This window comes from Novosphingobium endophyticum (genome assembly GCF_014640675.1).
Classification (GTDB): domain Bacteria; phylum Pseudomonadota; class Alphaproteobacteria; order Sphingomonadales; family Sphingomonadaceae; genus Novosphingobium; species Novosphingobium endophyticum.
Genome location: NZ_BMHK01000020.1, coordinates 22,089 through 44,892 on the forward strand (window position 1 = coordinate 22,089; position 22,804 = coordinate 44,892).

Sequence of the window (22,804 nt, forward strand, 5' to 3'; positions counted from 1 at the left end):
CCCGCTCTTCAGCTTTAGGCCAGCTGCGCCTCCAGCTCGCCGAGCACGCGGTAGCAATCGAACACTTTCGCGACCGAGCTGTTGGGTTCACGGCCCTCGCGAATGGCGGCGATGAATTCGCGGTCCTGTAGTTCGATACCGTTCATCGAAACGTCGACCCTTGAGACGTCGATGGGTTCTTCCCTGCCGTTCACCAGATCATCGTAACGGGCGATGTAGGTGCCGGTATCGCCGATGTAGCGGAAGAACGTGCCGAGTGGCCCGTCGTTGTTGAACGAGAGAGAGAGGGTGCAGATCGCGCCGCTTTCGCTCTTGAGCTGGATCGACATGTCCATGGCGATGCCCAGTTCCGGATGGATCGGCCCCTGCATCGCATGCGCCTCGACGACCCGGCCGGCCTGATAGGCGAAAAGATCGACCGTATGCGCGGCGTGGTGCCACAGGAGATGGTCGGTCCAGCTGCGCGGCTCTCCCTTGGCGTTGATGTTCTTGCGGCGGAAGAAATAGGTCTGCACGTCCATCTGCTGGATATTGAATTCTCCGGCCGTGACACGGTTATGCACCCACTGGTGACTGGGATTGAAGCGGCGGGTGTGGCCGACCATGCAGGTGAGGCCCGTCTCCTTCTGCTTGGCGAGCACGGCCTGCGCATCCGCCCAACTGTCGGCTAGAGGGATTTCGACCTGAACGTGCTTGCCTGCGTCCATGCAGGCGATTGCCTGCGAGGCATGCATCTGCGTGGGCGTACACAGGATAACCGCGTCCACGTCATCGCGCGCGAGCGCATCTTCCAGCTCGGTCGAGCTGTGCTTCGCGCCATATTTCTCCGCCGTCGCGGCCGCCTGTTCTCCGGTGCGGCTGATGATCGAGACGATCTCGACACCATCGATGTTCCTGAGGCCGTCGAGGTGCTTTTCACCAAAGGCGCCGGCGCCGGCGAGTGCAATGCGCATGTGATACTCCTTGAAAGTCGTTTCCGGGGCAGCGACGTCAGGCCGCCTCGGGCTCCACGGGTTCGAGCACCAGGTGCCCGATGGCGGTGTTGCTGCACGGGATATGGTAATGCCGATGCAGGCAGCGGGTTTCCTTGCCCAGCGCGCCGCGCATGATCAGCCACATCACCATCTCGATTCCCTCGCTTCCGGTCTCGCGCAGGTATTCGATGTGCGGAATCCAGCGGGCGGCATCGGTGTTTCCGACAAGCTGGTCCATGAACCTGTTGTCCCATTCGCGGTTCAGCAGACCGGCGCGCGGACCCTGAAGCTGGTGGCTCATGCCGCCAGTGCCCCAGATCTGCACGTTGAGGTCTTCCGGGAAGCTCTCCACCGCGCGCCTGATCGCCTCGCCCAGCGCCCAGCAGCGATTACCCGAGGGCACTGGATAAGTTACCACGTTCACCGCCAGCGGCACGACCTTGACCGGCCACTTTTCCGGCTGGCCGAACATCATCGAGAGCGGAACGGTCAGGCCATGGTCGACGTCCATCTCGTTGATGATGGTCATGTCGAATTCGTCCAGGATCAGGCTTTGCGCGATGTGCCATGCCAGGTCCGGGTGACCTTCGACGTCAGGCACGGGGCGCGGCCCCCAGCCTTCGTCGGCCGGCTTGTACCGCTCGCCGCAACCGATCGCGAAAGTGGGCACGATCTTCATGTCGAAAGCGGAGGCATGATCGTTGTAGACAAGGATGACGACGTCGGGCTTTTCGGCCTTCTCCCACGCTTTCGTCCATTCGTAGCCCTTGAAGATCGGGCCGAAATAGTCGTCGCCGGTCTTGCCCTGATCGACGGCGACGCCAAGCAGCGGAACGTGGCTGGACCCCACGCCGGCAGTAATGCGGGCCATTCAATAGCCTCCCTTGATCGAGCGGTTGCCTTCGGGCGAGCGGCCACCTTTCAGCATCATTTCCTGGTATTGCGGGAACGTCATGTCGGTCATCGTCGAGACCGCCTCCGCAAAGCTGATGCCGTCGGTCGAAAACAGCTTCGAGAGGAAATAGACGTTGCCGCCCATGTCGAGCAGCGCGTTGTAGTCGCGCGCCAGCAACGCCTGCTTGGCATCCTCGCTGATCGGCCATTCGTCCAGATAAGCGCGCTCGTCCGTCTTGAACCGCTCGCGGTTCTCGGGCTTCATCAGACTCATCGCGAACTGGTTGATATGATACCCCTTGCGTGCCCGCGCTGCCGTATAGACGCGGGTGCCGGGAATATCCTCGAACTCGGCAAGATATTGGTGGATGTTCTGCGTGGGCTTTTCCGTATCCGTCACAGCCCCCTCTCCTTCAGCCTGGCGTCGAGACGCGGGAACACGCGGCGGGTATTGCCTTCGAAGATGGCGTGCCGTTCCTCCTCGCTGATATTAAGCGCGTCGATGTAGCGCTTGGTATCGTCGAAATAATGGCCGGTCGTCGGATCGATGCCGCGCACCGCGCCGACCATTTCCGAACCGAACAGGATGTTCTTGTTGTCGATCACGTCGGCCAGAAGGTTGATGCCCGGCTGGTGATAGACGCAGGTGTCGAAGAACACGTTGTTCATGATGTATTCGTCGAGCGACGGCTTCTTCAGCATGTCCGCCAGCCCGCGATAGCGGCCCCAGTGATAGGGCACGGCGCCGCCGCCATGCGGGATGATGAAGCGCAGGTTCGGGAACCGGCTGAACAGGTCACCCTGCATGAGTTGCATGAACGCGACCGTATCGGCGGCGAGATAGAACCCGCCGGTGGCATGCATCGCCGGGTTGCAGGAGCCGGAAACGTGGATCATCGCCGGCACGTCCAACTCGCACATCGCCTCATAGATCGGGAACCAGTATTCGTCGGTGAGCGGCGGATGCTCGAAATGACCGCCGCCCGGATCGGGATTGAGATTGCAGCCGACGAAGCCCAGCTCCTCCACGCAGCGGCGCAGTTCCTTGACGGAGGCCGTGAGGTCCGCCTTGGGGCTTTGCGGCAGCATACACACGCCCATGAAGGTCTCGGGGAACAGCTGCGTGACGCGATAGATCAGATCATTGCAGTGCCGCGCCCACGCCCCGGACACCTGCTGGTCGCCTACATGGTGCGCCATGGCGGAGGCGCGCGGGCTAAAGATCGTCAGGTCCGCGCCGCGCTCCCTGATGAGACGAAGCTGGTTCGTCTCGATCGTCTCGCGGATCTCGTCATCCGAAATCTCGGGATAAGGTGGTGGCGCCTTGCCTTCCTTGTAAGCAGCCTTCTGCTCTTCACGCCATGCGTCGTGCGCCTTGGGCAGCACTGTGTAATGGCCGTGGCAGTCGATCACCAACGTCATGCCTTTCGCATCCTTTCGTCCCTGATCTGGTCAATCTTCCCCGCGAGGCCCGCTGCCGGCGTCTTGAGCCCCAGCGTTCCGATCGTCCGCTGCCGCTCGACAGTGCCGCGCGTCATTGCCGCGCCGGTTCCGAGGCCTTCGAGCGTTCCGACGACTTCCTCCATCTCGGCGGCGCGGCGAACCCCGTGAACCATCATCCGGTCCAGGTTGTAGTCGGCGCGCTCCGCCCAGGGCCGGGGCTTCTCGCTGGCATCAAGCGAAGCGAGCACCTCGTCCAACACACCGGCTTCCCGCGCGGCGAGCACGCATTCCGCGGTCAGGGCTTCCATGCCCTTGACCATTACCGAACGGATCATCTTGATCGCCGAGGCGCGCCCCACATCGCCGCCAACCACTCGAAGATTGGTAAAGCCCAATCCGGCAAGCGCTGTGGCGGCCGCTTCGGCATCGCTGCCCGAGAGCAGCAGCGGCACGCCCAGACCTTGCGGACTGACCGGGGCCATTATCGCGACGTCCACATAGTGACCGCCGGCCGCCTCGATGATCGCGGCGGCGGCCTGCTTGGTTTGCGGCGCGGCGCTGTTCATGTCGCAGAAGATCGCGCCCGGCGCGATATCCCGCGATGCATCCCGCGCGGCGGCCACCGCCTGATCCGCAGTCACCAGAGACAAGATGAGGGGCACGCCGGCAAGCACATCTGCCATCTTCGCGCAGGCCGCGACGCCCGCCTCGCCCATGGCCGCCTGCATCGCCGGTTCACCGTGGAGCGCTTCGTAGACGGCAGCCGTGCCGCGCCACTGCCCGGCCAGCGAGAAAGTGCGCCCGGCTTCTCCAAAGCCGATAATGCCAACCTCATGCTTCATGAGACGACAAGTGCGCCGCGCGCTGCAAAACAGCCAATCGAAACTGACCCAAAGCTATAAGCTGACGCTAATTTGTCGTCATGCGCTGGAGGCCGCCTCCAGGTCGGCCATGAAGTCGGCCTGCACAGCGGTCGGCCGCCATGAGGCGCGCGTAGTGACGCCGATCGTACGCCCCAGACCCGCCGGCAATCGTCCAATGCGGCATAGCCACCCCGCCTCCAGTTCCACGGCGACCTGATCCGGCGAGAGCAGTGTCAGGCAGTCGCTGTCGATCAGCAATTGCCTTATCGTCATGACCGAGCCTGACTCCACCTGCACGCTTGGGGAAGCGAGGCCCTGCACCGCAAACATCCGCTCCCATGATTCGCGCAACGGTGCTCCCCGCGCGGCGATGATCCAGGGATAGCCAGCCAGTTCCGCGATCGACGGTTTCCGGCCTTCCAGCGGATGCCCTGCCCGCCCGATCACCACGGGCTCGTCGTAAAACAGCGGATGCTGGACGCAGTCCGGCTCGAGCAGAGGATCGCGCAAGGCACCGATCATAAGGTCGATGGCGCCATTGCGCAGCGGCTCGATCAGTTCCGCACGCGACCCCTCCACGATCGACAATCTGACCCTGGGATGACGACGGATGAAGCGGGTCACCGCTCCCGGCAAGACGCGTGCGCGCGCCAGGGGCATGGCGCCCACCGCGATGCGGCGCGTTTCGTGGCCCTGAAGAGCGTGCAATTCCGCCAGCCCCGATTCCAGCTCGACCCGCGCCAGCCGAAATGCGCGCGCCATCTGCGCCCCTGCCTCGGTGAGAACCACCACCTTGCCGCGCCGTGTTACCAGCGGGCGGCGGGTTGCCAGTGCAAGGTCGCTGATCGCGCGGTGCAGCGAGGCCAGCGACAGTCCGGTCAACGCGCCTGCTCCCTGATAGCTCCCGCAATCAGCGAAAGCGAGCAGGGCGCGAAACCGCGCCATGGTGACGTGCGGGCTGGCAATGTGTTCGAGCGCCGCGCTGATCCTGGGCACCAGAAGGTCCCCCGCCGCGGTGACCACCATGCCGTCATGGCGCCGCTCAAATAGCGGTGTGTCCAGCAGCGCCTCGATCCGCCCTAGCGCCTGCGTTATAGCAGGCTGGGTCAGATTGACCGCGTCTGCGGCCGCGTTCATCGTACCGAGCCTCGCGATCTCGGCAATCGCACGCAAGTGCCGCAAGTTGAGGTCCCAGAACTCCATGAAACCACGTTTAGCGAAATCTAATCGCGTGACCAGAGTTTCGCTTTGCGATCGCGGGGCCCCGTGTCCAACTGGAACACACGGAAATCCACCGGCAGGAGAATGCGGTCATGGGCGGCATCGTCGTACAGAACATCGAACGGGCGGCACTGGAGGTCATAGACGGCCTGGCCGAATGCGGCGTCGCGACCGTGCATGAGGCGCAGGGGCGCACCGGCCTGCTCGCCAACTATATGCGCCCGATCTATCGCGGCGCGCGCATCGCCGGATCGGCGGTGACGATCAGCGCTCCTCCGGGCGACAACTGGATGGTCCACGTCGCGATCGAACAGCTCAAGGCAGGCGACATCCTGCTGCTGGCGCCGACGAGCCCGTGCGAGGACGGCTATTTCGGAGACCTGCTGGCCACCAGCGCCCTGGCGCGCGGCTGCCGCGGCCTCGTCATCGACGCCGGCGTGCGCGACGTGCGCGATCTGACGGAGATGGGCTTCCCGGTATGGTCCAAGGCGATCTTCGCACAAGGCACGGTCAAGAACACGCTGGGCAGCGTCAATGTGCCGGTGGTCTGCGCCAATGCCGCCGTAAATCCCGGCGACGTGATCGTGGCCGACGACGACGGCGTATGCGTGGTCCCGCGCGAAAAGGCCGCCGAGGTGCTGGAAACGGCCCGCGCACGGGAGGCCAACGAAGCCGAAAAGCGCGAAAAACTCACCGCCGGGGTGCTCGGGCTGGACATGTACAAGATGCGCGAGCGGCTGGAAAAGGAAGGGTTGAAATATGTCTGACGCCCTTTCCAGCGCCCCCGTCATGTGGATGCGCGGGGGCACGTCCAAGGGCGGCTTTTTCCTGGAGGACGATCTGCCGGAAGGCACCGCCGCGCGCGATGCCTTCCTGCTCGGCGTCATGGGCTCGCCCGATCCGCGCCAGGTAGACGGCATGGGCGGGGCCGATCCGCTGACCAGCAAGGTTGCGGTAGTGAGCAAGTCCGCGCGCGCGGGGATCGATGTCGATTACCTGTTCCTGCAGGTCTTCGTGGACAAGGCGCTGGTGTCCGACCAGCAGAACTGCGGCAACATTCTGGCCGGCGTGGGTCCCTTCGCGATCGAGCGCGGGCTGGTGGCGGCAACCAGCGATGAGACGCGCGTTGCCATCTACATGGAGAACACCGGGCAAATCGCGGTGGCCACGATTGAAACACCGGGCGGACAGGTCAGCTACAAGGGTCAGGCCTCCATCGACGGCGTGCCCGGCACCCATGCGCCGATTCCCCTGGAATTTCGCGACACGGCGGGGTCATCCTGCGGCGCCCTGCTGCCCACGGGCAACGCGGCTGACGTGATCGAGGGTGTGCCCTGCACGCTGATCGACAACGGCATGCCCTGCATCGTGTTCAGGGCCGAGGATGTCGGCGCCACCGGGTACGAAAGCCGCGAGGATCTGGAAAGCGAGGCCTTCGCCCCCATCCGCGCGAGGATCGAGGCCATCCGCCTCGCGGCCGGGCCGCTGATGAACCTGGGCGACGTGACGGAAAAGTCGGTCCCGAAAATGACTCTCGTCGCCCCGCCCCGACATGGCGGCGCGGTGACCACGCGGGTCTTCATCCCGCACCGCGCCCACGCGTCTATCGGCGTGCTCGGCGCGGTTACAGCGGCGACCGCCTGCCTGATCGAAGGCTCGCCCGCCGCCGACGTGGCCGCAGTCCCCGAAGGCGCGCGCAAGACGCTGAGCATCGAACACCCGACCGGCGAGATGAGCTGCGTGCTCGAAGTCGATGAAAGCGGCGCCGTTACCAGCGCCGCCCTGCTGCGCACCGCGCGCAAGCTGATGGATGGGATTGTCTATGTCTGACCGTATCGTAAGCTGGCACGCCAATCCCTCGAAACCGGCTTACGTGCCGCCGCCGGGCGCGGTGGACGCGCATTGCCATGTCTTCGGCCCGATGGCGCGGTTCCCTTTCAGCCCCAAGGCCAAGTACCTGCCCGAGGACGCCGGACCGGACAGGCTCTTCGCTCTGCGCGATCATTTGGGTTTTTCGCGCAACGTGATCGTGCAGGCAAGCTGCCACGGTACCGACAATGCCGCCACGCTCGACGCCATCGCAAGGTCGAACGGCAAGGCGCGCGGCGTCGCGGTGGTCGATCCGGCGATTTCGCAGGCCGATCTGGCCGCCCTGCACGAAGGCGGCATTCGCGGCATCCGTTTCAATTTCCTGAAGCGCCTGGTCGATGACGCGCCCAAGGACAAGTTCCTCGAAGTCAGCAAGCGCCTGCCCGATGGCTGGCATGTGGTGATCTATTTCGAGGCCGATATCCTTGAGGATCTGCGCCCGTTCATGGACGCCATTCCGGTGCCGCTGGTGATCGATCACATGGGCCGCCCCGATGTGACGCAGGGGCCGGACGGCGCGGACATGAAGGCCTTCCGCCGTTTGCTCGACAGCCGCGAGGACATCTGGTTCAAGGCCACCTGCCCCGACCGTCTGAACCCAGCCGTCGATGGCAGAGGGGGCGATCCGTGGAACGCATTTGCCGACGCGGTGGCGCCGCTGGTCGAGGACTATCAGCATCGCGCGCTCTGGGGCACCGACTGGCCGCATCCCAACATGCAGGGCAACGTGCCCGACGACGGGCATCTCGTGGATATGATCTCGCGCATCGCGCCGACCGATGCACTGCAGCGCAGACTGCTGATAACCAATCCGATGCAGCTTTACTGGCCGGAGGAAGTCTGAGCGGCGCGGACCGGAAACGCGCCGGATCAGGTAAAGACAAAGCAGGCTTCCCCCACTCATGTACCGGTGTTCTATTCAGGGACAATGCCCAATGAAGACTGGAGTTTCCCTGTTCGGATGGTATAAAATATATACAATGGGGATGGATGCAGACACGACACCGGCGTTTGTGATCAAGGCGGAAGACCTGCCCGCCCTCCATTTTCTTCACCCAAACCACCCGCAACCGCTGCTCTACGAATGGATCAATCGCGGCACGGACCAGAAGATGCGGCGCTCATCCATAGAGATGCTGCTGAGAACGCTGTCCCACGACGAGGTATCGCCCAGCGTCGCCCGCCTACATCATTCCTCCGGGCTGAGGGTATCATTCAGGACGAGCAGGGAGCGCGACCTGTTTGCCGCTGCATTCTCATGCGCTCACAACCAGTTGAACGTCAGGAAGCAGCATCTTGTTGCGGCCATGTTCGACGAACGGGCGGACGCCGAGCGAGTAGTGTCGGAACTGAAGAGCAATGATATCCCCGACAGCTCGATTTCGCTGTTGTGGCGGGCTGGCCAGTTCAGGGACCCTGACAATGGGGACTGGCAGGGGCACAGCAAGCTGAGCGTCGCCGCTGCTGCGGCGGGCGGCGGCATCGCAGGAGCCATGCTGGGAGCGGCTATCCTCTTCATTCCCGGGATAGGGTTGGTGGCGGCGGCCGGCGCGATTGCCGCTTCGTCATTCTCATCCGTCGCCAGCGTCAGCGCGATCATCGGCGCCACCGGCGGAGCCATGGCGAGAATGCTGACCGACCACGACGTTGACGGCAGGGAAGCCAACTACTTCGAAGGGCAGATCCGTCGGGGAAAGGTATTCGTCTCGGTCGATACCCGTATCGCCGAAGGCCAGCGCGAGATCGCGCGGCGCATCCTCTTGCGAAACGGCGGTCACGTCGCCCCGGAAGGCTGATACTGCAGCTTGGGATGATACGCTGCGCGGGTTGATCCCTTTCCCGCGCCTCACGCCAGGCGGCGCTGGATGGCGGGCATTTCGAAGAGCTCCTCAATGTCCGGGGCCGGCATGGGCCTGCCGGTCAGAAAGCCCTGGAATTCGGTGCATCCCGCGAGGATGAGCTGCTGCCGCTGTTCCTCGGTTTCCACGCCTTCCGCGATCACGCCGAGGCGGAAGGACTTTGCCAGCTTTACGATCGCGCTCACCAGCCCTTCGACTTCTTCCGCCTCATCGAGACTGCTTATGAACGACCGGTCGATCTTGATCTTGTCCACCTGGAAGCGGTGGAGCAGGCTAAGGCTCGAATAACCCGTTCCGAAGTCGTCGAGGACGATGGAAAATCCCACGCGCCTGAGAAGGTCCACATTCTCGGCAGTGGCCGGCCCATCTCCCAGTAGTGCGGTCTCGGTCAGCTCGATCTCGTACCGCGTGGGATCGATGCCCGCCTTGGCGGCGAACTGGATCACTTGCGCCGCGTAGCCCGGCGTGCGCATCTGGATCGCCGAGACGTTGATGGCAACGCGCAGATGGCGCCAGGAGCCGGTCTCCTCGAACACCCGGCCCAGCACGAATTCGCCGATAGCCATGATCAGCCCGGACTCTTCGGCGATCGGTATGAAGACCTCCGGCGAGATTTCGCCCAGATTCGGATGAGACCAGCGCAGCAGAGCTTCGACGCCCCAGGCCTCGCCCGCGATGTCCACCTGCGGTTGATAGACCAGGCGGAGCGCACCATTCCTGAGCGCGGTGCGCAGGTTCTCCTCAATTGCCCGGCGCGCCCGGAAGGCTTCGTCCATGCCGGGCTCGAAGAAGGTTGCGCGGCCCCGGCCCTGCGTTTTTGATTCGTAGAGCGCCAGGTCGGCCCGGCGCAGGACCTGCGAGGGATCGGCCTCGTTGCTGTCGATGACGGCGACTCCGATCGAGCAGCCGACGTCGATGCGGCCATACGGGCAGTCCATCGGCTGCATGATGAGCGAAAGGCAGCATTCGGCCAATTCCTCGGCAGCGCGCCTGTCGAGGACGGGGCATAGCAATACGAACTCGTCGCCGCCGAGACGCGCGATGAGCGCGTCGCTGGCGGACATGGACGCGGCGTGCAGGCGTTCCGCAAGGGTCTTGAGCAGATCGTCGCCCGCGTGATGTCCCAGCGTGTCGTTCACTTCCTTGAAGCGGTCGAGGTCGACGCAGAGCACTGCCAGAAGCGGAAAGTCCCTGCCGATTCCGGCCAGCATGGCGGGCATGCGATTGAACAGCATGGTGCGGTTGGGCACGCGTGTAAGCTGATCGTGATAGGCCAGATGCTTGGCCTGTCTCTCGCTCGCGATGACCTCGTCGACGATCACGCGACTGCGCCGAACGATCAGCCATCCGACGGCCCCGAACACCAGCAGGGCCCCGAACAGCGGCAGCCTCAACTGGTGATACAGAGCGCTGCCCGGCTGCCGGGGCGTCCAGGCGAGCGCGCCGATCTCCCTGCCGGTAGGCGACCGCAGCGATAGCGAAGCCTGGTTGCCTGCATGAGCCGAGGAATTCACCAGTTCCAGATCGTCCACGAGATAGCGGGCCGCAAAGGTGCCGAGGACAGTGCCATCGATCGGCATCGCCGTAATCACCACCGGAGCCCTTGGGCCTTTCGGCAGCACCAGACCGAGATCCGGCTGTATCAGGGTCGCGATGACGATGTAGACTCGGCCCTCGACCCGGACCATGCCGTTGGCCTGGATCGGCTGGGTCACTGGATGGTTGCTTGCCGGATCGGGTCTGATCGGCGGGCGCAAGGTTTCGGCGTTGCGGATAGGGACGAGCAGCGCGGTCACGACATCGATGAAAGGACGGAACGCTTTCTTGTCGGCCTGTTTGCCGTCGACGGCGGCGTAGATGACCTTGCCATCGCCGTCGACGAAGAACGTCCGGGAAAACCCGTTGAAAGTATAAAGCTGGGAGCCGAAATTGACGTCGGCGAAATCAGCGTCGAATTCGTGGTCGAGCCTGGCGATCGCCTTGTCCCAGTCGGCCTGCGGGACAATGACCTCCTCATATTGCTCGATCTGGCGGTGAAAGCCTTGCTCCACCATGTGCTGTTCGCGCTGCAACGCGGTGCGGTCGAATCGATGGATGAGGAAAATCGTCAGCAGGACCAGCAGAAGAAGCCCGCCAAACGTCAGCCCGGCAATCGGCACCAGCAGACGATGGCGTCGGAATTTCTCCCCGATTCCAACTCTGGCACCCAAATGCCGGCCCCCCACCTGATCCCACCATCCCGTCCGACGATAACGAATCGGAATTAGACGAACCTCGCTAAGGAAACCCTAAGGCCCGAAACGGCAACGAAATTTGTGCCGGTCCGCTCAGCGGAAATCGCGCGATCCTGGCAGAATGCGGACGTCTCGCGGATGCTTCCGCGAGGCTGTCGCACCTGAATGCCGGGCCGGTGGCGCGGTGGACGCATCGTGTCCAATGGAGGACAACCGGTTCAGCGCCTCGCTGGCATCGATGACGCGACGGGCCATCAGGTGGACCACGCCTTCCTTGCTGCGCTGGACTTCTCCTTCGATCACCATGAGCCGGGCAGCCATGACCGCGCGCCGCTGGCGTTCGAAGTCGCGCGCCCAGAGCAGCGCGTTGACCACGCCGGTCTCATCCTCGATGGTGATGAAGATCGCCTTGCCGGTGCCGGGCCGCTGACGGATCAGCACGACACCCGCCGCGCGCACTTTCGCGCCGTCCTTCCCGGCATTGATCGAGGCGCAATCGAGCACGCCGCGGCCTGCGAAATGGGCGCGCAGGAACTGCATCGGATGGCCTTTGAGCGAGAGCCGGTGAGTCTGGTAGTCGGCGACGACTTCCTCTGAGGGCGGCATCGGCGGCAACGCGGCATCGGGCTCGCGCCCCAGTTCCGGCAAGTCCCGCGCCGCGAACAGCGGAAGCTGCGCCGGCGGCACGCGCCGCGCTTCCCAGCCGGCCTCGCGCCGGCCCTGCCCCAGCGAACCGAGAGCGTCGGAATCGGCGAGGAGATGCAGCGCACGCGAAGGCAGCCCGGCGCGGCGGGCAAGGTCTTCCATGCTGACGATCGGCCCCTGCATGCGCGCCTTCGCAAGCTCCTGCGCCCAGCCCTCGCGAAAGCCGTCGATCTGGCGCAGGCCGAGACGCAGCATATGTTCGCCTTCCAGCGTATTGTCCCACTCGCTGGCATTGACGTCGATCGGCCGCACTTCCACCCCATGCTCGCGCGCGTCGCGCACAAGCTGGGCGGGAGCGTAGAAGCCCATGGGCTGACTGTTGAGCAGGGCGCAGGCGAACGCCGCCGGATAGTGGCACTTCAGCCAGGACGAGACATAGGCCAGCCAGGCGAAAGCCTGCGCATGGCTTTCGGGAAAGCCGTATTCGCCAAAGCCCTTGATCTGTTCGAAGCAGCGCTCGGCGAAATCGCGGGGATAGCCGCGCGCGGCCATGCCCTCGATCAGCAGCGACTGGTAATGATGCACGGTGCCGACATGGCGGAATGTCGCCATGGCGCGGCGCAGCCCGTCGGCCTGAGCGGGGGTGAAGCGGGCGGCCACGATCGCCAGTTTCATCGCCTGTTCCTGGAACAGCGGCACGCCCAGCGTCTTTTCCAGCACATCGCGCAGCTCATCCGGATTGTCCGGCGGACCGGGATATTCGGCCGCTTCCTCGCCATTGCGCCGCCGCAGATAGGGGTGGACCATGCCGCCCTGGATCGGCCCCGGCCGCACGATCGCCACCTGGATGACGAGATCATAGAGGCATTTGGGCTTCATGCGCGGCAGCATCGAGATTTGCGCGCGGCTTTCGACCTGGAACGTACCGATGCTGTCCGCCCTTTGCAGCATCCTGTAGGTGGTCTCGTCCTCGCGCGGGACCGTGGCAAGCGTCAGGTCGCGCAGGCCATGCGCGCGCAGCAGGTCGAAGCACTTGCGGATGCAGGTCAGCATGCCCAGCGCCAGCACGTCCACTTTCATCATGCCCAGCGTATCGAGATCGTCCTTGTCCCATTCGATGAAGGTCCGGTCGGGCATGGCCGCATTGTGGATCGGCACCAGTTCGTCGAGCCGACCCTGCGTCAACACGAAGCCGCCGACATGCTGCGAGAGGTGGCGCGGGAATTCGAGCAACTGGCCGACCATGTCGCGCAGGCGCATGAGTTCGGGATTGGCGGGATCGAAGCCCGCCTCGGCCAGCCGCTCCTCGGGCATGGCGTCACCGCCCCATGTGCCCCACACCGTGCCCGCAAGCCGCGCCGTCACGTCCTCGGTCAGGCCCAGCGCCTTGCCCACCTCGCGCACGGCGCTGCGCTGGCGATAGTGGATGACGGTGGCGGCAATCCCCGCCTTCTCGCGACCATAACGGCGAAAGACGTACTGCATCACTTCCTCGCGCCGCTCGTGCTCGAAATCGACGTCGATGTCGGGCGGCTCGTTGCGTTCCTCGGAGAGGAAGCGGGAGAACAGCAGTTTTTCCTTCACCGGATCGATCGGGGTGACCCCCAGCAGGTAACAGACCAGCGAATTGGCGGCGCTGCCCCGGCCCTGGCACAGGATCGGCGGATCGAGGCTGCGGGCATGGCGCACGATGTCATGCACGGTGAGGAAATAGCACGCATAGCCCCGAAGGCGGATCAGGCGAAACTCCTCGTCCAGCACCGCACGGTAGGAAGCGGGCAGGCCATCGGGGAAGCGCTCGCGCCCGCCCTGCTCCACGAGATGTTCGAACCAGCCCTGCGGCGTCCAGCCCTCGGGCACCGGCTCGCGCGGGTATTCGTAGACGAGCTGGTCGAGCGTGAAATCCACGCGCCCGAACAGCTCGCGCGTCGCCGCCAGCGCTTCCGGACAATCGCGGAACAGACCCGCCATTTCGGCCGGGGGCTTGAGGTGCCGCTCGGCATTGGCGGCAAGGCGGCGTCCGGCGGTCTGGACGGTGAGGCCTTCGCGAATGCAGGTCAGTACGTCCTGCAGGGGGCGGTCCTCGGGCCGGGCATGAAACGCGTCGTTGGTGGCGATGAGCGGCACGCCGGTTTCCGCCGAGAGCCTCATGCGCCCGACCAGCCGCCGCGCGTCGCGACCGCCGCGCGGCATCGTCGCGGCAAGCCACAGGTGCGGCGTAGCCTCGCGCAGGGCGCCCAGCAGCGCGGCATCGCCGTCCATCGCGATCAGCGCCATGTCTTCGGCATGGCTCAGCAGGTCGGGCAGGCGGAGTTCGCATGCGCCCTTCTCCGCGCGCAGATTGCCGGTCGTGAGCAGCCGGGTCAGCCGCCCCCAGCCCCGGCGGGTCAGCGGATAGGCGACCACATCGGGCGTATCGTCGGCAAAGGCGAGGCGCGCGCCGACGATCAGCCGGAAACCGCCGGCTACTCCGCCCAGATCCTTCCACGCCTGATGCGCGCGGACCACGCCTGCCACGGTGTTGCGGTCGGCAATGCCGATGCCCGCCATGCCCAGCACCTGCGCGCGCGCGACCATCTCGCGCGGGTGCGAGGCGCCGCGCAGGAAGCTGAAGTTGCTGGCCGCCACCGGCTCGGCAAAGAAAGGCGTTTCCGCACCGGTCACGGGAACAATCCGTGCAGATACCAGCGCGGATCGGGACGCTCCTCGAACAGGCCGCTGCGGAACAGCCAGTAGCGCCGCCCCGCGCTGTCCTCGATCCGGTAATAGTCGCGCGTCGGCCCTGCCTCGCCGGGGAGATGGCCGCCGCGTCTGCGCCACCATTCCGCCGCGATCCGCTCCGGCCCTTCGGCCAGCCGCACCTCGTGAAGCTGCCCCCGCCAGCGGAAGCGCTGCGGCGGCCCGTCCGGCACCCCGGCAACGACCGAAACCGGCTGCGGCGGATCGAGCAGGTAGAGCGGGCGGGGAAGAATATCGCCCCCGTCATCCCGGCGAACGCCGGCTGTCGTTCGACGCGACCTCTCGGCAAGGGCGTGCGTAAACACCTCCAGCGGTCCCGGCGTTCGCCGGGATGACGGGTTATCCTTCCCTCCTGCGGCGGGGACCAGAGCCTGCGCCTTTTCCGGCAAATGCCGGTCGCGCGGAACAATACGGCGGACCCGCTCCATCCCCAGCCGCACGCCGAGCCGGTCGATCAGCGCCGCCACGCTCTCGCCGGCCGCCTCGGACCGGTCCAGGGCGATCTGGCGCGCGGCCAGCGGCTCGGCGCGCGGCACGGCCAGAGTGATCGCGTCGAAGCCGAAGCCCGGATCGAGCGGATCGGCCAAAGTCTCGATCCGTTCGCGCATCAGGCGCATGACGGTGGGCGGATCGCGCACCGGCTGGCCGGTCTCCACCGCCAGCCGCCGCCGCGCGCCGTCGCTGCGGCAGAGCGTCGCCACGAAGCGCCGTCCGCCGATCGCGCGCGCCGCCATGTCACGCTCCAGCCGGCCCAGCAAATCCTCGATCACATCGAGCACATCGTCGGTGCGGGCGATGGGTTCGGCGAAGCGGGCCTCGGCGCGGACCGGGGCGGGGATGACATGCGGCGCGATCGGCGCGCGGGTTTCGCCCAGGATCTCGCGCAGGCGCACCACCGCCTCCTCGCCGAAGCGCGCCGCCAGCCCCGCCATCGGCCGCCGGGCAAGGTCGCCGATGCGCGTGAGTCCCGCGCGGCGCAAGGCGATCAGCGCCGCCGCCTCCAGTTCGAGCGCGGCGACGGGAAGCGCGTGGATGTCCTCGCTTCCGTTCCCATGGCGGACCAGCGCGCGCGCCGCCGCCGCATTGCCGGCGAAGGCATGACGCAGGCTGTAGCGCGCCAGTTCCGCCGCGCGGCCGGCCAGTTCCCGCTCGCCGCCCAGCAGGTGCGCGCAGCCGGTGATGTCGAGCACGATGCCGTCGGGCGGATCGGCCGCCGCCATCGGCGTCACATGCGCCATGGCTGCGACCAGCCCGCCCAGCTCGCGGCGGTCCGCTTCCGGATCGTGCGGCAGTGTCGCCAGCCCCGGACAGCGCGCCCGCGCATCGGCCAGCGCCATGCCCGCGACAAGGCCCATGGCCTGCGCCGAGGCATCCACCGCCGCCAGCCGCAGGGCATTGCCGCTGCGCTCGACAAGCGCGAATGGCTCAGGCGGCGCGGGGATCGATGGTCCGGCCGTCTGCCGCGCCCGCTCGCAGGAGAGGTAGGGCAACCACAGTGCCAGGTATCTCCGTTTCATCGCTTGGCTCCCGGAAAGCGCCACGTCCGGCATCCCATTCCAGCCGCCAGCGCCCTCCGGCGGGGCCATCCCGGCGGCGCAGCAGCTCCACCTCGATCGCCGGCCAGCCGGGCGCGCCGGCTTCCCACGGGACGGAAGGCGCACTGGCGACCGACCAGCCGGTCCGCGCGGCGCTGGGGCGGGGCTTCGTATCGATGCGCAGGACAATCACGCGCGCCCGCGTCCGCTCCGCGGCAAGGGCGAGCCGGCGGCTGGCGGTCAGGTCATAGCCGGCAAAACGGCCCCGCGTTTCGAGCAGGACCGTGCCCACGCCGGGGCAACGCGCCGCGTCCAGCCCGGCCCGCAGCAATTCCAGCTCATCCCCGGCATCGACAAGGACCAACTGCTCGGGGGCGAATCCCAACATCGCCAGCCCCTCACCGCACAAGATCGGCGCAGGGCGCCGGGATGACCGGCGTGCGACAAGCAGAGTCTCCCCGCGGACCGAGGCGAGTACAAAGGCCAGCGCCGCCGCCTGATCGTCCTCTCCGGCATGGATTTCATGCAGCCATCCCGGATCGAGGCCGGGAAGACGCCGGTTTGAGGGCTGGGAAAGGCGCGCGCCGCGCGGTTTCTGCCATTTGAAAGTATGGTCCGACATAGGAACGAATCACCAAGTATGTTCCTATTATGTTCCATATCAGACCCACGTGTCCACCCTGGCGGAAGCTGGCCTGCGCAAGGATGCCCGCCGGCGCTATTGCCCCGCCCTGGCCTGCGCAATCGCCACCTTGGCCGCCGCAGTGCCGCTGGCGATGGCCTGTTTCACGCAGTCCGTATCGGGGTCCAAGGGGTGAAGCCTGTCGAGTTCCCTGCACACATCCCGCGCCACTGTTGCCACCCGCGTCATCAGCCGCTCGTCGTCGCCCGGTCGCGCAAGATCGAGATCGTGGTAGAAGACCGGAATCCTGACCGTGGAAATCACCGATGCAGCGCCGGTATAGGGCGAACGTTCCACGGCGAGCGGAACCGAGCGCGGCGCCTCGACGATGATTTCCCTGCTCTCATCCGTCTCCTGCGCCAGAGCGGCAGGCACTCCAAGCGCGAGGACCACCGCCAGAACCTTGCGCACCATGTCTCTCCGATCTGTCATAACCTGCTGTACCTCCGGCCGGCATCCTTACAGGCATCGGCAAGCCGATCATTGATCGGTCGCAATGCGCTCCGTGGGCCCGTTGCTTCTCCGGCCTTAGGCCGTAAACTCATAAACGGCGCCATCGAGGTTTGAAGCAAAATGGCTCAGCGCAAGGAAAGAAGGCGCAGGAATATGTCGATATTTCAAGCCTTCTTGACGCGGCGATGGGCCATTTTGGTCAAATCGCTGCGCGACGCCCTCGATGGTGCCGTTTATGAGTTTACGGCCTTAGCTGCTAGGGAAACGTCATGTTCAACGCGCGCGGTATCTTCACGGGTATTACGGAAGCCCAGAAAGCCGGCGTTCCCGCCGCGCTGGTCACGATCACCCATGTCTCGGGCTCGTCCGTGCGCCATCCCGGAACGCACATGGCGGTCACCGCCGAAGGCGCGATGTTCGGCTCGCTGTCCGGCGGGTGCATCGAACATGCCGTGATCGCCGAAGCACGACAGGCAATCGAAAACGGAAAGCCCCACTGCGTCCGCTACGGGCGTGGCTCGCCCTTCATCGACATTCGCCTGCCTTGCGGCGGGTCCGTCGACCTGCTGATCAATCCCCTCGCTTCAGAAAGAAACATCGGCCGTGACCTGACCTCGATGCTGGCGCGGCGGCGCCCCTTCGCCCTGCGCCTGCCCCGCCATGAGGGACAGCCCGAAGTCGGCGGCGAGCTTCCCGAAGGCCGGGTCGCGATCGAGGACGATTTCATCGTCGTCCGCCATTCGCCGCCGCTGCGGCTGGTGATCGCCGGGCACGGCGCGACCGTGGACTGCCTGCGCGACCTTGCGCTTGCCAGCGATATCGAAACGCAAGTGTTTTCGCCCGACGAGCAGCAGATCGAACGCTCGCTGGCGGCAGGCGCGGCGGCGACATGGCTGCGGACCAGCGGCAGCGGCCTGCCGCTTTCGCTGGATCATCGGACGGCTTTCGCGATGCTCTTTCACGATCACGACTGGGAGCCCTCGCTGCTGGCCGGGGCGCTCGACAGCCCGGCCTTCTACATCGGCGCCATGGGCAGCCGGAAGACCCACGCCGAGCGCTGCGAACGCCTGCGCGCCCTGGGCGTCGGGAAGGCGGACATGGAACGCATCGTCGCCCCCATCGGCCTTATCCCGTCGCTGCGCGATCCGGAGACCCTGGCGATCTCGGTCCTCGCGCAAGTGGTCGACGGGTTCAACCGCCTGCCGGTATAGAGCGGCGTGCGGGATATCTGAGCCACCGTGACGGAGCCGATTTTGGCCTGGCGCGAGGCGCGAGGAGGGAGCCATGCCGATGCATAGTGACCGACAAGCAACGCTGTGCCGGGCCAAAAGCGGCCCGCCCCGGAGGGGTTGCCGCAGGAAGCCCCTCGGACAGCGTCACCTTGCTTGTCCGGGCAACCCAGCCCGACCTGCACAAGGTTCCTTGCCGAGAGGCTTCCTGCGGCAATCACGGTGGGTCAGATATCCCGCACGCCGCTCTAGGCCAGCCGCGCCGCCTGATCGAGCCGCGCCCTGGCCTCGTCAAGCTGCGCCCGCGCCTCGCCGAGCAGTTCGCGCAGCGCGCGTTCCTCGTCGGGTGACGTCTGGGCGTTGCGATCCAGAAATCCGTGCAGAAACAGCCGCACGCTGTAGCGGGTATGGCGTTCAACCTCGTCCGGGTCGATCAGCATCCCCCATGCCGCGTTGTTGGCCGGGCCGCCTACCACGAGGTTCAGGAAAGCCTGCGCCGCCTGCCCGGCATCATCCCTTGCCCCGTCCGGCCCGCCAAGGTGCCGGCGAAACAGGTCGGTCAGATAGGCAAGCGTCGGCTCGGTGCCGCGCTGGACGTTTCCGGTGCTGATTTCCGGCATGTGCATCGCTTCCGCATTGGTCAGACGCAACAGCCTGAGCCCGGCCGGGCTCAACACGTTCGTGACGAGGATCTGGCCGATCCGCAGCAACGTTTCCTCAAGATCGTCGCACTCCGCCGCGCGCAGGCGCTCCACGGGTACGATCCATTCGTCGATGGCGCGGCTCAGCGCGGCTTTGAACAGGCTGGTCTTGTCGCCATAGCGGGCATAGACGGTGCGCTTGGCCATGCCTGCGGACGCCGTGATGGCATCGATGCTGGTGCCATCAAAACCCTTCTCGAAAAACAGCTCGAGCGCCTTGTCCAGCAGTTGCTCGTTGCTGAGCGTTGGCCGGCCCGGACGCCGGCGGCCGGCCGAGGATTCACCTTCGGCGCTGTTGTTCGTTCGTGCGCTCGACGCCATGGCGACCTGCCTTGCCCCTGTCGGTTTCCGTTGCATCTGTCCTAGTGCCCACGAGCACAGGCCGCAACCTGTTTGAAACGACAAGGGTGCAAAAACATGCAACGCGCGGCCAATTCAGGGATGACTCGGCGCCGAATCGCTGTTATTGAAACGACAAGGGTAACAATCGTTCAGCCCCCGAGGCTGAAACCCGGGAGAGTTCCGAATGGCACTGCAAGCCGCCAATCTGAGGCCGCGCATCGGCGCGCAGGTACACATCGGAAAAGCCGAGCTGCTGTCGGGTGAACACGCACCGGAAATTCGCGCATTGCTGGTCGAACGCGGCGTCATCGTCATTCGTGACGTCCCGTTGACCGACGACGATCTGCGGGCCGCCGCGCGCACGCTGGGTGACCTCAGGATCGGTTCGGCGCGTCGCGGCTCGGACGGCAAGGTGCTGAACGAGGGCGACGAAGGCGTATTGAAAGTCAGCCTCGATCCGAAGATCAACCCGGAGTACGCGCGCTTCCTGTTCGGCAATCAGCTCTGGCACATGGACGGGACCTATTCGGAGAAGATCCCGCCCTTCGCCACGCTGCTGACGCCGGTGGCGCTCTCACGCGAGGGCGGCGACACGCTCTTCGCCAACACTTACGCCGCATATGAGGACCTGTCCGAGGAGGACAAGCGGACGCTTGCTCCCTTGCGCGTGCGGCACTCACTGCAGGCGGCCCTTTTCCCCGCCAAACGAGACTGCACGCCCGAGGAATTCGCCGTCTGGGCCAGCTATCCGCAGCAGACGCATCCGCTGGTGTGGGAGCACAAGTCCGGCCGCAAGTCGCTCGTGCTCAGCACCGCCTGCGCCTACGTCGAAGGCATGCATTCCGCCGAGAGCCATGACCTGCTCGAACGGTTGATGCGCCACGCGACGCACGACCAGTACGTCTACCGCCACCAGTGGCGCATGGGCGATCTCGCCATCTGGGACAACACCGGCACCATGCACCGCGTCATGCCCTTCGAGGAAGGCAGCAGGCGCGAACTGCATCGCTGTACGCTGAACGGCGAGGAACCGATTGTCGCCCCGGCACGCGCGATGGCCGCAAGCGCCTGAGCGCAACGCGAATTCGACAAGGAGAGAGATGACATGCAGGTCGGCGTTCACCTGGGCTACCAGAACCTTCACGGTCTGCCCGACTACGAATTCTTCCGCCGCGAGACCCAGCTTGCGATCGAGGCCGAAGCGATGGGCTTCGATTTCGCGGCGATGGTGGAACACCACTTCACCGACTACGCGGCCTGTCCTGATCCGCTGCAGGCGCTGAGCTGGGTCGCGGCGAAGACCAAGACCATCAAGCTGATGCCCGCCGCCGTCATCCTGCCGTGGAACGATCCGCTGCGCGTAGTCGAGAAGACGGCGATGCTCGATGCCCTGTGCGAAGGCCGCCTCTATCTCGGCATGGGACGCGGTGCGGCGCGGCGCGAGTTCAAGTCCTTCAATCGCGACCTCGCCGACTCGCGCGAGATATTCGACGAATCCGCGCTCATCATCATGAACGGACTTGAGACCGGCGTGGTCGAGGCTGACGGCAAGTGGTTTCAGATCCCCCGCACCGAGATCCGCCCCCGCCCCGAAGGCTGGACTCGCGATCGCTGCGTGATGGTCTCGATGTCGCCTTCCTCGGCCGAGGTTGCCGCCGATTACGGTCTGAAGGCCTTGCGCTTCAGTCAGGGCGACTGGTCGAAGGCCATGCCCGAAATCAACAATTACCGCGAGACGTTCAAGGCCAAACACGGCAAGGCCGCACCGCCGTTCATCATCTCGGATTTCATGGTCTGCTTCGACAGCAAGGAGAAAGTGACCGAGTACACCGACAAGTATTTCGCGGCGCAGTTCCTGCAGGTGGCGAACCACTACGAGTTCATGTCCGACCATTTCAAGTCGCTGCCCAGCTATGCGACCTACGCCTACATGGGTCAGGCCGCCGAGGCCCGCGGCGGGCCGGACAAGGCCTACAAGGACTATGTCGGCGGCAACCTGATCGGCACGCCGGAAGAGCTCTACGAGAAGCACCTCATGCGCAAGTCGATGGTCGGCGACTATGAGATCATCGCCAATTTCAGCTTCGGCGGCATGCCCTACGAGGACGTCTACGAGCAGATGAAACTCTTTGCCGACAAGGTCATGCCAAAGCTCAAGGCCGAAGAGCCCGTCTTGGCGTAACATCGCCCCCTCCAGAGGAGGAGGTGAAGGAGAGACGAATGACCGAAATTGCAGGGCGTACGGCCCTCGTCACCGGGGGCGGCAGCGGCATCGGCATGGGGCTGGCGAAGGAACTGGCGCGGCAGGGCGCGAAAGTGGCCGTTGCCGACATCATGCCGGACAATGCCGAGAAAGTCGTTGCCGCGATCCGCGAGTCGGGCGGCAAGGCCATGGCGGTCGAATGCGACGTGTGCGAACGCGCCTCGATCGCGGCGATGAAGGACAAGGTGACGGCCGAACTCGGCCCGGTACACCTGCTGTTCGCCAATGCCGGGGCGAGCTCGTTCGATCCGCTGGTGGAGATGTCGGACGACGATGTCGACTGGATCCTCCAGGTCAACCTGCACGGCGTGATGAACACCACCCGCGCCTTCCTGCCGGACATGATCGCGGCGAGGGAAGGCCATGTTTGCGCGACCGCTTCCATGGCCGGACTGCTGCCCGGATGGATACCGGTCCACGCCCCCTATTCGGCGGCCAAGGCCGGGATCATCGGCCTGATGATGAACCTCGCGCTGGAACTCGCGCAGCACAACGTGTTCACCACCAGCTATTGCCCCGGCGGCGTCGCCACGGGGATGAAGGACAACAACGCCCGCTACCGCCCCGCCCGCTTCGGCGGCCCCGGCGAGACCGAACTGCATGTCGGCGAGGCGTCGGAGAACGCCAAGTCGATGGCGTTCTACACCCCCGATGCGATCGCCCCGATGGTGCTCGATGCCGTCAGGAACAATCGCGCCTTCGTCTTCGATCATCCCGAACATCGCGATATCTTTCGCCGCACCTATTCCGGGGTAGTCGAGGCATGTTACGATGCGGTCGACGCGTGGCACGCGCAACACGGCACACCAGAGGCAAATCCGCACGGCGCAAGGCTTGCCGCCTCATGACGGGCCGCAA

20 protein-coding genes are annotated in these 22,804 nt (G+C 65.4%); 8 read left to right on the plus strand and 12 right to left on the minus strand.

Annotated elements, in window-relative coordinates:
• Nucleotides 1-14: 14 nt before the first annotated feature.
• From IEX32_RS14035 to IEX32_RS14060, 6 genes are all read right to left on the minus strand, one after another.
• Nucleotides 15-953, minus strand: a complete 939-nt coding sequence (locus IEX32_RS14035; RefSeq protein ID WP_188772173.1) for a Gfo/Idh/MocA family oxidoreductase — start codon at nucleotides 951-953, stop codon at nucleotides 15-17.
• 37 nt (nucleotides 954-990) lie between these two features.
• Nucleotides 991-1,845: a class III extradiol dioxygenase subunit beta gene (locus IEX32_RS14040; RefSeq protein ID WP_188772174.1), complete on the minus strand. Its 855-nt coding sequence runs from the start codon at nucleotides 1,843-1,845 to the stop codon at nucleotides 991-993.
• Nucleotides 1,846-2,268 carry a protocatechuate 4,5-dioxygenase subunit alpha gene (gene ligA / locus IEX32_RS14045; protein ID WP_188772175.1) on the minus strand — a complete coding sequence of 141 codons (423 nt, stop codon included), beginning with the start codon at nucleotides 2,266-2,268 and terminating at the stop codon, nucleotides 1,846-1,848. It lies immediately after the preceding gene.
• A complete protein-coding gene (locus IEX32_RS14050; protein WP_188772176.1) occupies nucleotides 2,265-3,290 on the minus strand; it encodes an amidohydrolase family protein in 1,026 nt (341 codons plus the stop codon). The genes ligA and IEX32_RS14050 overlap by 4 nt, the downstream gene beginning before the upstream one ends.
• Complete coding sequence (locus IEX32_RS14055) at nucleotides 3,287-4,153, minus strand: NAD(P)-dependent oxidoreductase (RefSeq protein WP_188772177.1); 867 nt, start codon at nucleotides 4,151-4,153, stop codon at nucleotides 3,287-3,289. The genes IEX32_RS14050 and IEX32_RS14055 overlap by 4 nt, the downstream gene beginning before the upstream one ends.
• Nucleotides 4,154-4,231: 78 nt before the next feature.
• On the minus strand, nucleotides 4,232-5,377 hold the full coding sequence (locus tag IEX32_RS14060) for a LysR family transcriptional regulator (protein WP_188772178.1): 1,146 nt from the start codon (nucleotides 5,375-5,377) through the stop codon (nucleotides 4,232-4,234).
• Nucleotides 5,378-5,487: 110 nt separating this feature from the next.
• On the opposite strand from IEX32_RS14060, the gene ligK reads away from it, so the two are divergent.
• The 4 genes from ligK (at nucleotide 5,488) to IEX32_RS14080 (ending at nucleotide 9,060) form a co-directional block, all read left to right on the plus strand.
• The gene (gene ligK, locus IEX32_RS14065; RefSeq protein ID WP_188772179.1) at nucleotides 5,488-6,162 is read left to right on the plus strand and encodes a 4-carboxy-4-hydroxy-2-oxoadipate aldolase/oxaloacetate decarboxylase; all 675 of its coding nucleotides are present in this window, start codon (nucleotides 5,488-5,490) and stop codon (nucleotides 6,160-6,162) included.
• On the plus strand, nucleotides 6,155-7,225 hold the full coding sequence (locus IEX32_RS14070) for a 4-oxalomesaconate tautomerase (RefSeq protein ID WP_188772180.1): 1,071 nt from the start codon (nucleotides 6,155-6,157) through the stop codon (nucleotides 7,223-7,225). Before ligK ends, IEX32_RS14070 begins: the two co-directional genes overlap by 8 nt.
• Entirely contained in the window at nucleotides 7,218-8,108 is an 891-nt protein-coding gene (locus IEX32_RS14075) for an amidohydrolase family protein (RefSeq protein WP_308421056.1), read from the plus strand. The genes IEX32_RS14070 and IEX32_RS14075 overlap by 8 nt, the downstream gene beginning before the upstream one ends.
• A 136-nt stretch (nucleotides 8,109-8,244) precedes the next feature.
• Nucleotides 8,245-9,060, plus strand: a complete 816-nt coding sequence (locus tag IEX32_RS14080) for a hypothetical protein (RefSeq protein ID WP_188772181.1) — start codon at nucleotides 8,245-8,247, stop codon at nucleotides 9,058-9,060.
• A gap of 50 nt (nucleotides 9,061-9,110) precedes the next feature.
• On the opposite strand, the gene IEX32_RS14085 is transcribed toward IEX32_RS14080, so the two are convergent.
• The 5 genes from IEX32_RS14085 to IEX32_RS14105 form a co-directional block, all read right to left on the minus strand.
• Nucleotides 9,111-11,333, minus strand: coding sequence for a putative bifunctional diguanylate cyclase/phosphodiesterase (locus IEX32_RS14085; RefSeq protein WP_188772182.1), 2,223 nt, complete (start codon nucleotides 11,331-11,333; stop codon nucleotides 9,111-9,113).
• Between the two features lie 117 nt (nucleotides 11,334-11,450).
• Nucleotides 11,451-14,666: an error-prone DNA polymerase gene (locus IEX32_RS14090; protein WP_229736379.1), complete on the minus strand. Its 3,216-nt coding sequence runs from the start codon at nucleotides 14,664-14,666 to the stop codon at nucleotides 11,451-11,453.
• Nucleotides 14,663-16,258: a Y-family DNA polymerase gene (locus IEX32_RS14095; protein ID WP_229736380.1), complete on the minus strand. Its 1,596-nt coding sequence runs from the start codon at nucleotides 16,256-16,258 to the stop codon at nucleotides 14,663-14,665. The genes IEX32_RS14090 and IEX32_RS14095 overlap by 4 nt, the downstream gene beginning before the upstream one ends.
• On the minus strand, nucleotides 16,167-16,898 hold the full coding sequence (locus IEX32_RS14100) for an ImuA family protein (RefSeq protein ID WP_188772184.1): 732 nt from the start codon (nucleotides 16,896-16,898) through the stop codon (nucleotides 16,167-16,169). Before IEX32_RS14100 ends, IEX32_RS14095 begins: the two co-directional genes overlap by 92 nt.
• Before the next feature lie 96 nt (nucleotides 16,899-16,994).
• Nucleotides 16,995-17,390: a UrcA family protein gene (locus tag IEX32_RS14105; protein ID WP_188772185.1), complete on the minus strand. Its 396-nt coding sequence runs from the start codon at nucleotides 17,388-17,390 to the stop codon at nucleotides 16,995-16,997.
• A gap of 290 nt (nucleotides 17,391-17,680) precedes the next feature.
• Here IEX32_RS14105 and IEX32_RS14110 point away from each other — a divergent pair, with 290 nt between their 5' ends.
• Nucleotides 17,681-18,622 (plus strand): XdhC family protein, encoded by a 942-nt coding sequence (locus IEX32_RS14110; RefSeq protein WP_188772186.1) that lies wholly within the window; start codon nucleotides 17,681-17,683, stop codon nucleotides 18,620-18,622.
• A 266-nt stretch (nucleotides 18,623-18,888) separates the two neighbouring features.
• Here the strand turns inward: IEX32_RS14110 and IEX32_RS14115 are convergent, their stop codons facing one another.
• A complete protein-coding gene (locus IEX32_RS14115) occupies nucleotides 18,889-19,662 on the minus strand; it encodes a TetR/AcrR family transcriptional regulator (protein ID WP_188772217.1) in 774 nt (257 codons plus the stop codon).
• 205 nt (nucleotides 19,663-19,867) lie between these two features.
• Here IEX32_RS14115 and IEX32_RS14120 point away from each other — a divergent pair, with 205 nt between their 5' ends.
• The 3 genes from IEX32_RS14120 to IEX32_RS14130 are packed head-to-tail and all read left to right on the plus strand — an operon-like array spanning nucleotide 19,868 to nucleotide 22,794.
• Nucleotides 19,868-20,755, plus strand: a complete 888-nt coding sequence (locus IEX32_RS14120; protein ID WP_188772187.1) for a TauD/TfdA dioxygenase family protein — start codon at nucleotides 19,868-19,870, stop codon at nucleotides 20,753-20,755.
• A gap of 33 nt (nucleotides 20,756-20,788) precedes the next feature.
• Entirely contained in the window at nucleotides 20,789-21,865 is a 1,077-nt protein-coding gene (locus IEX32_RS14125; protein WP_188772188.1) for an LLM class flavin-dependent oxidoreductase, read from the plus strand.
• Nucleotides 21,866-21,903: 38 nt separating this feature from the next.
• On the plus strand, nucleotides 21,904-22,794 hold the full coding sequence (locus IEX32_RS14130) for an SDR family NAD(P)-dependent oxidoreductase (RefSeq protein ID WP_188772189.1): 891 nt from the start codon (nucleotides 21,904-21,906) through the stop codon (nucleotides 22,792-22,794).
• The last annotated feature ends 10 nt before the right edge of the window (nucleotides 22,795-22,804 follow it).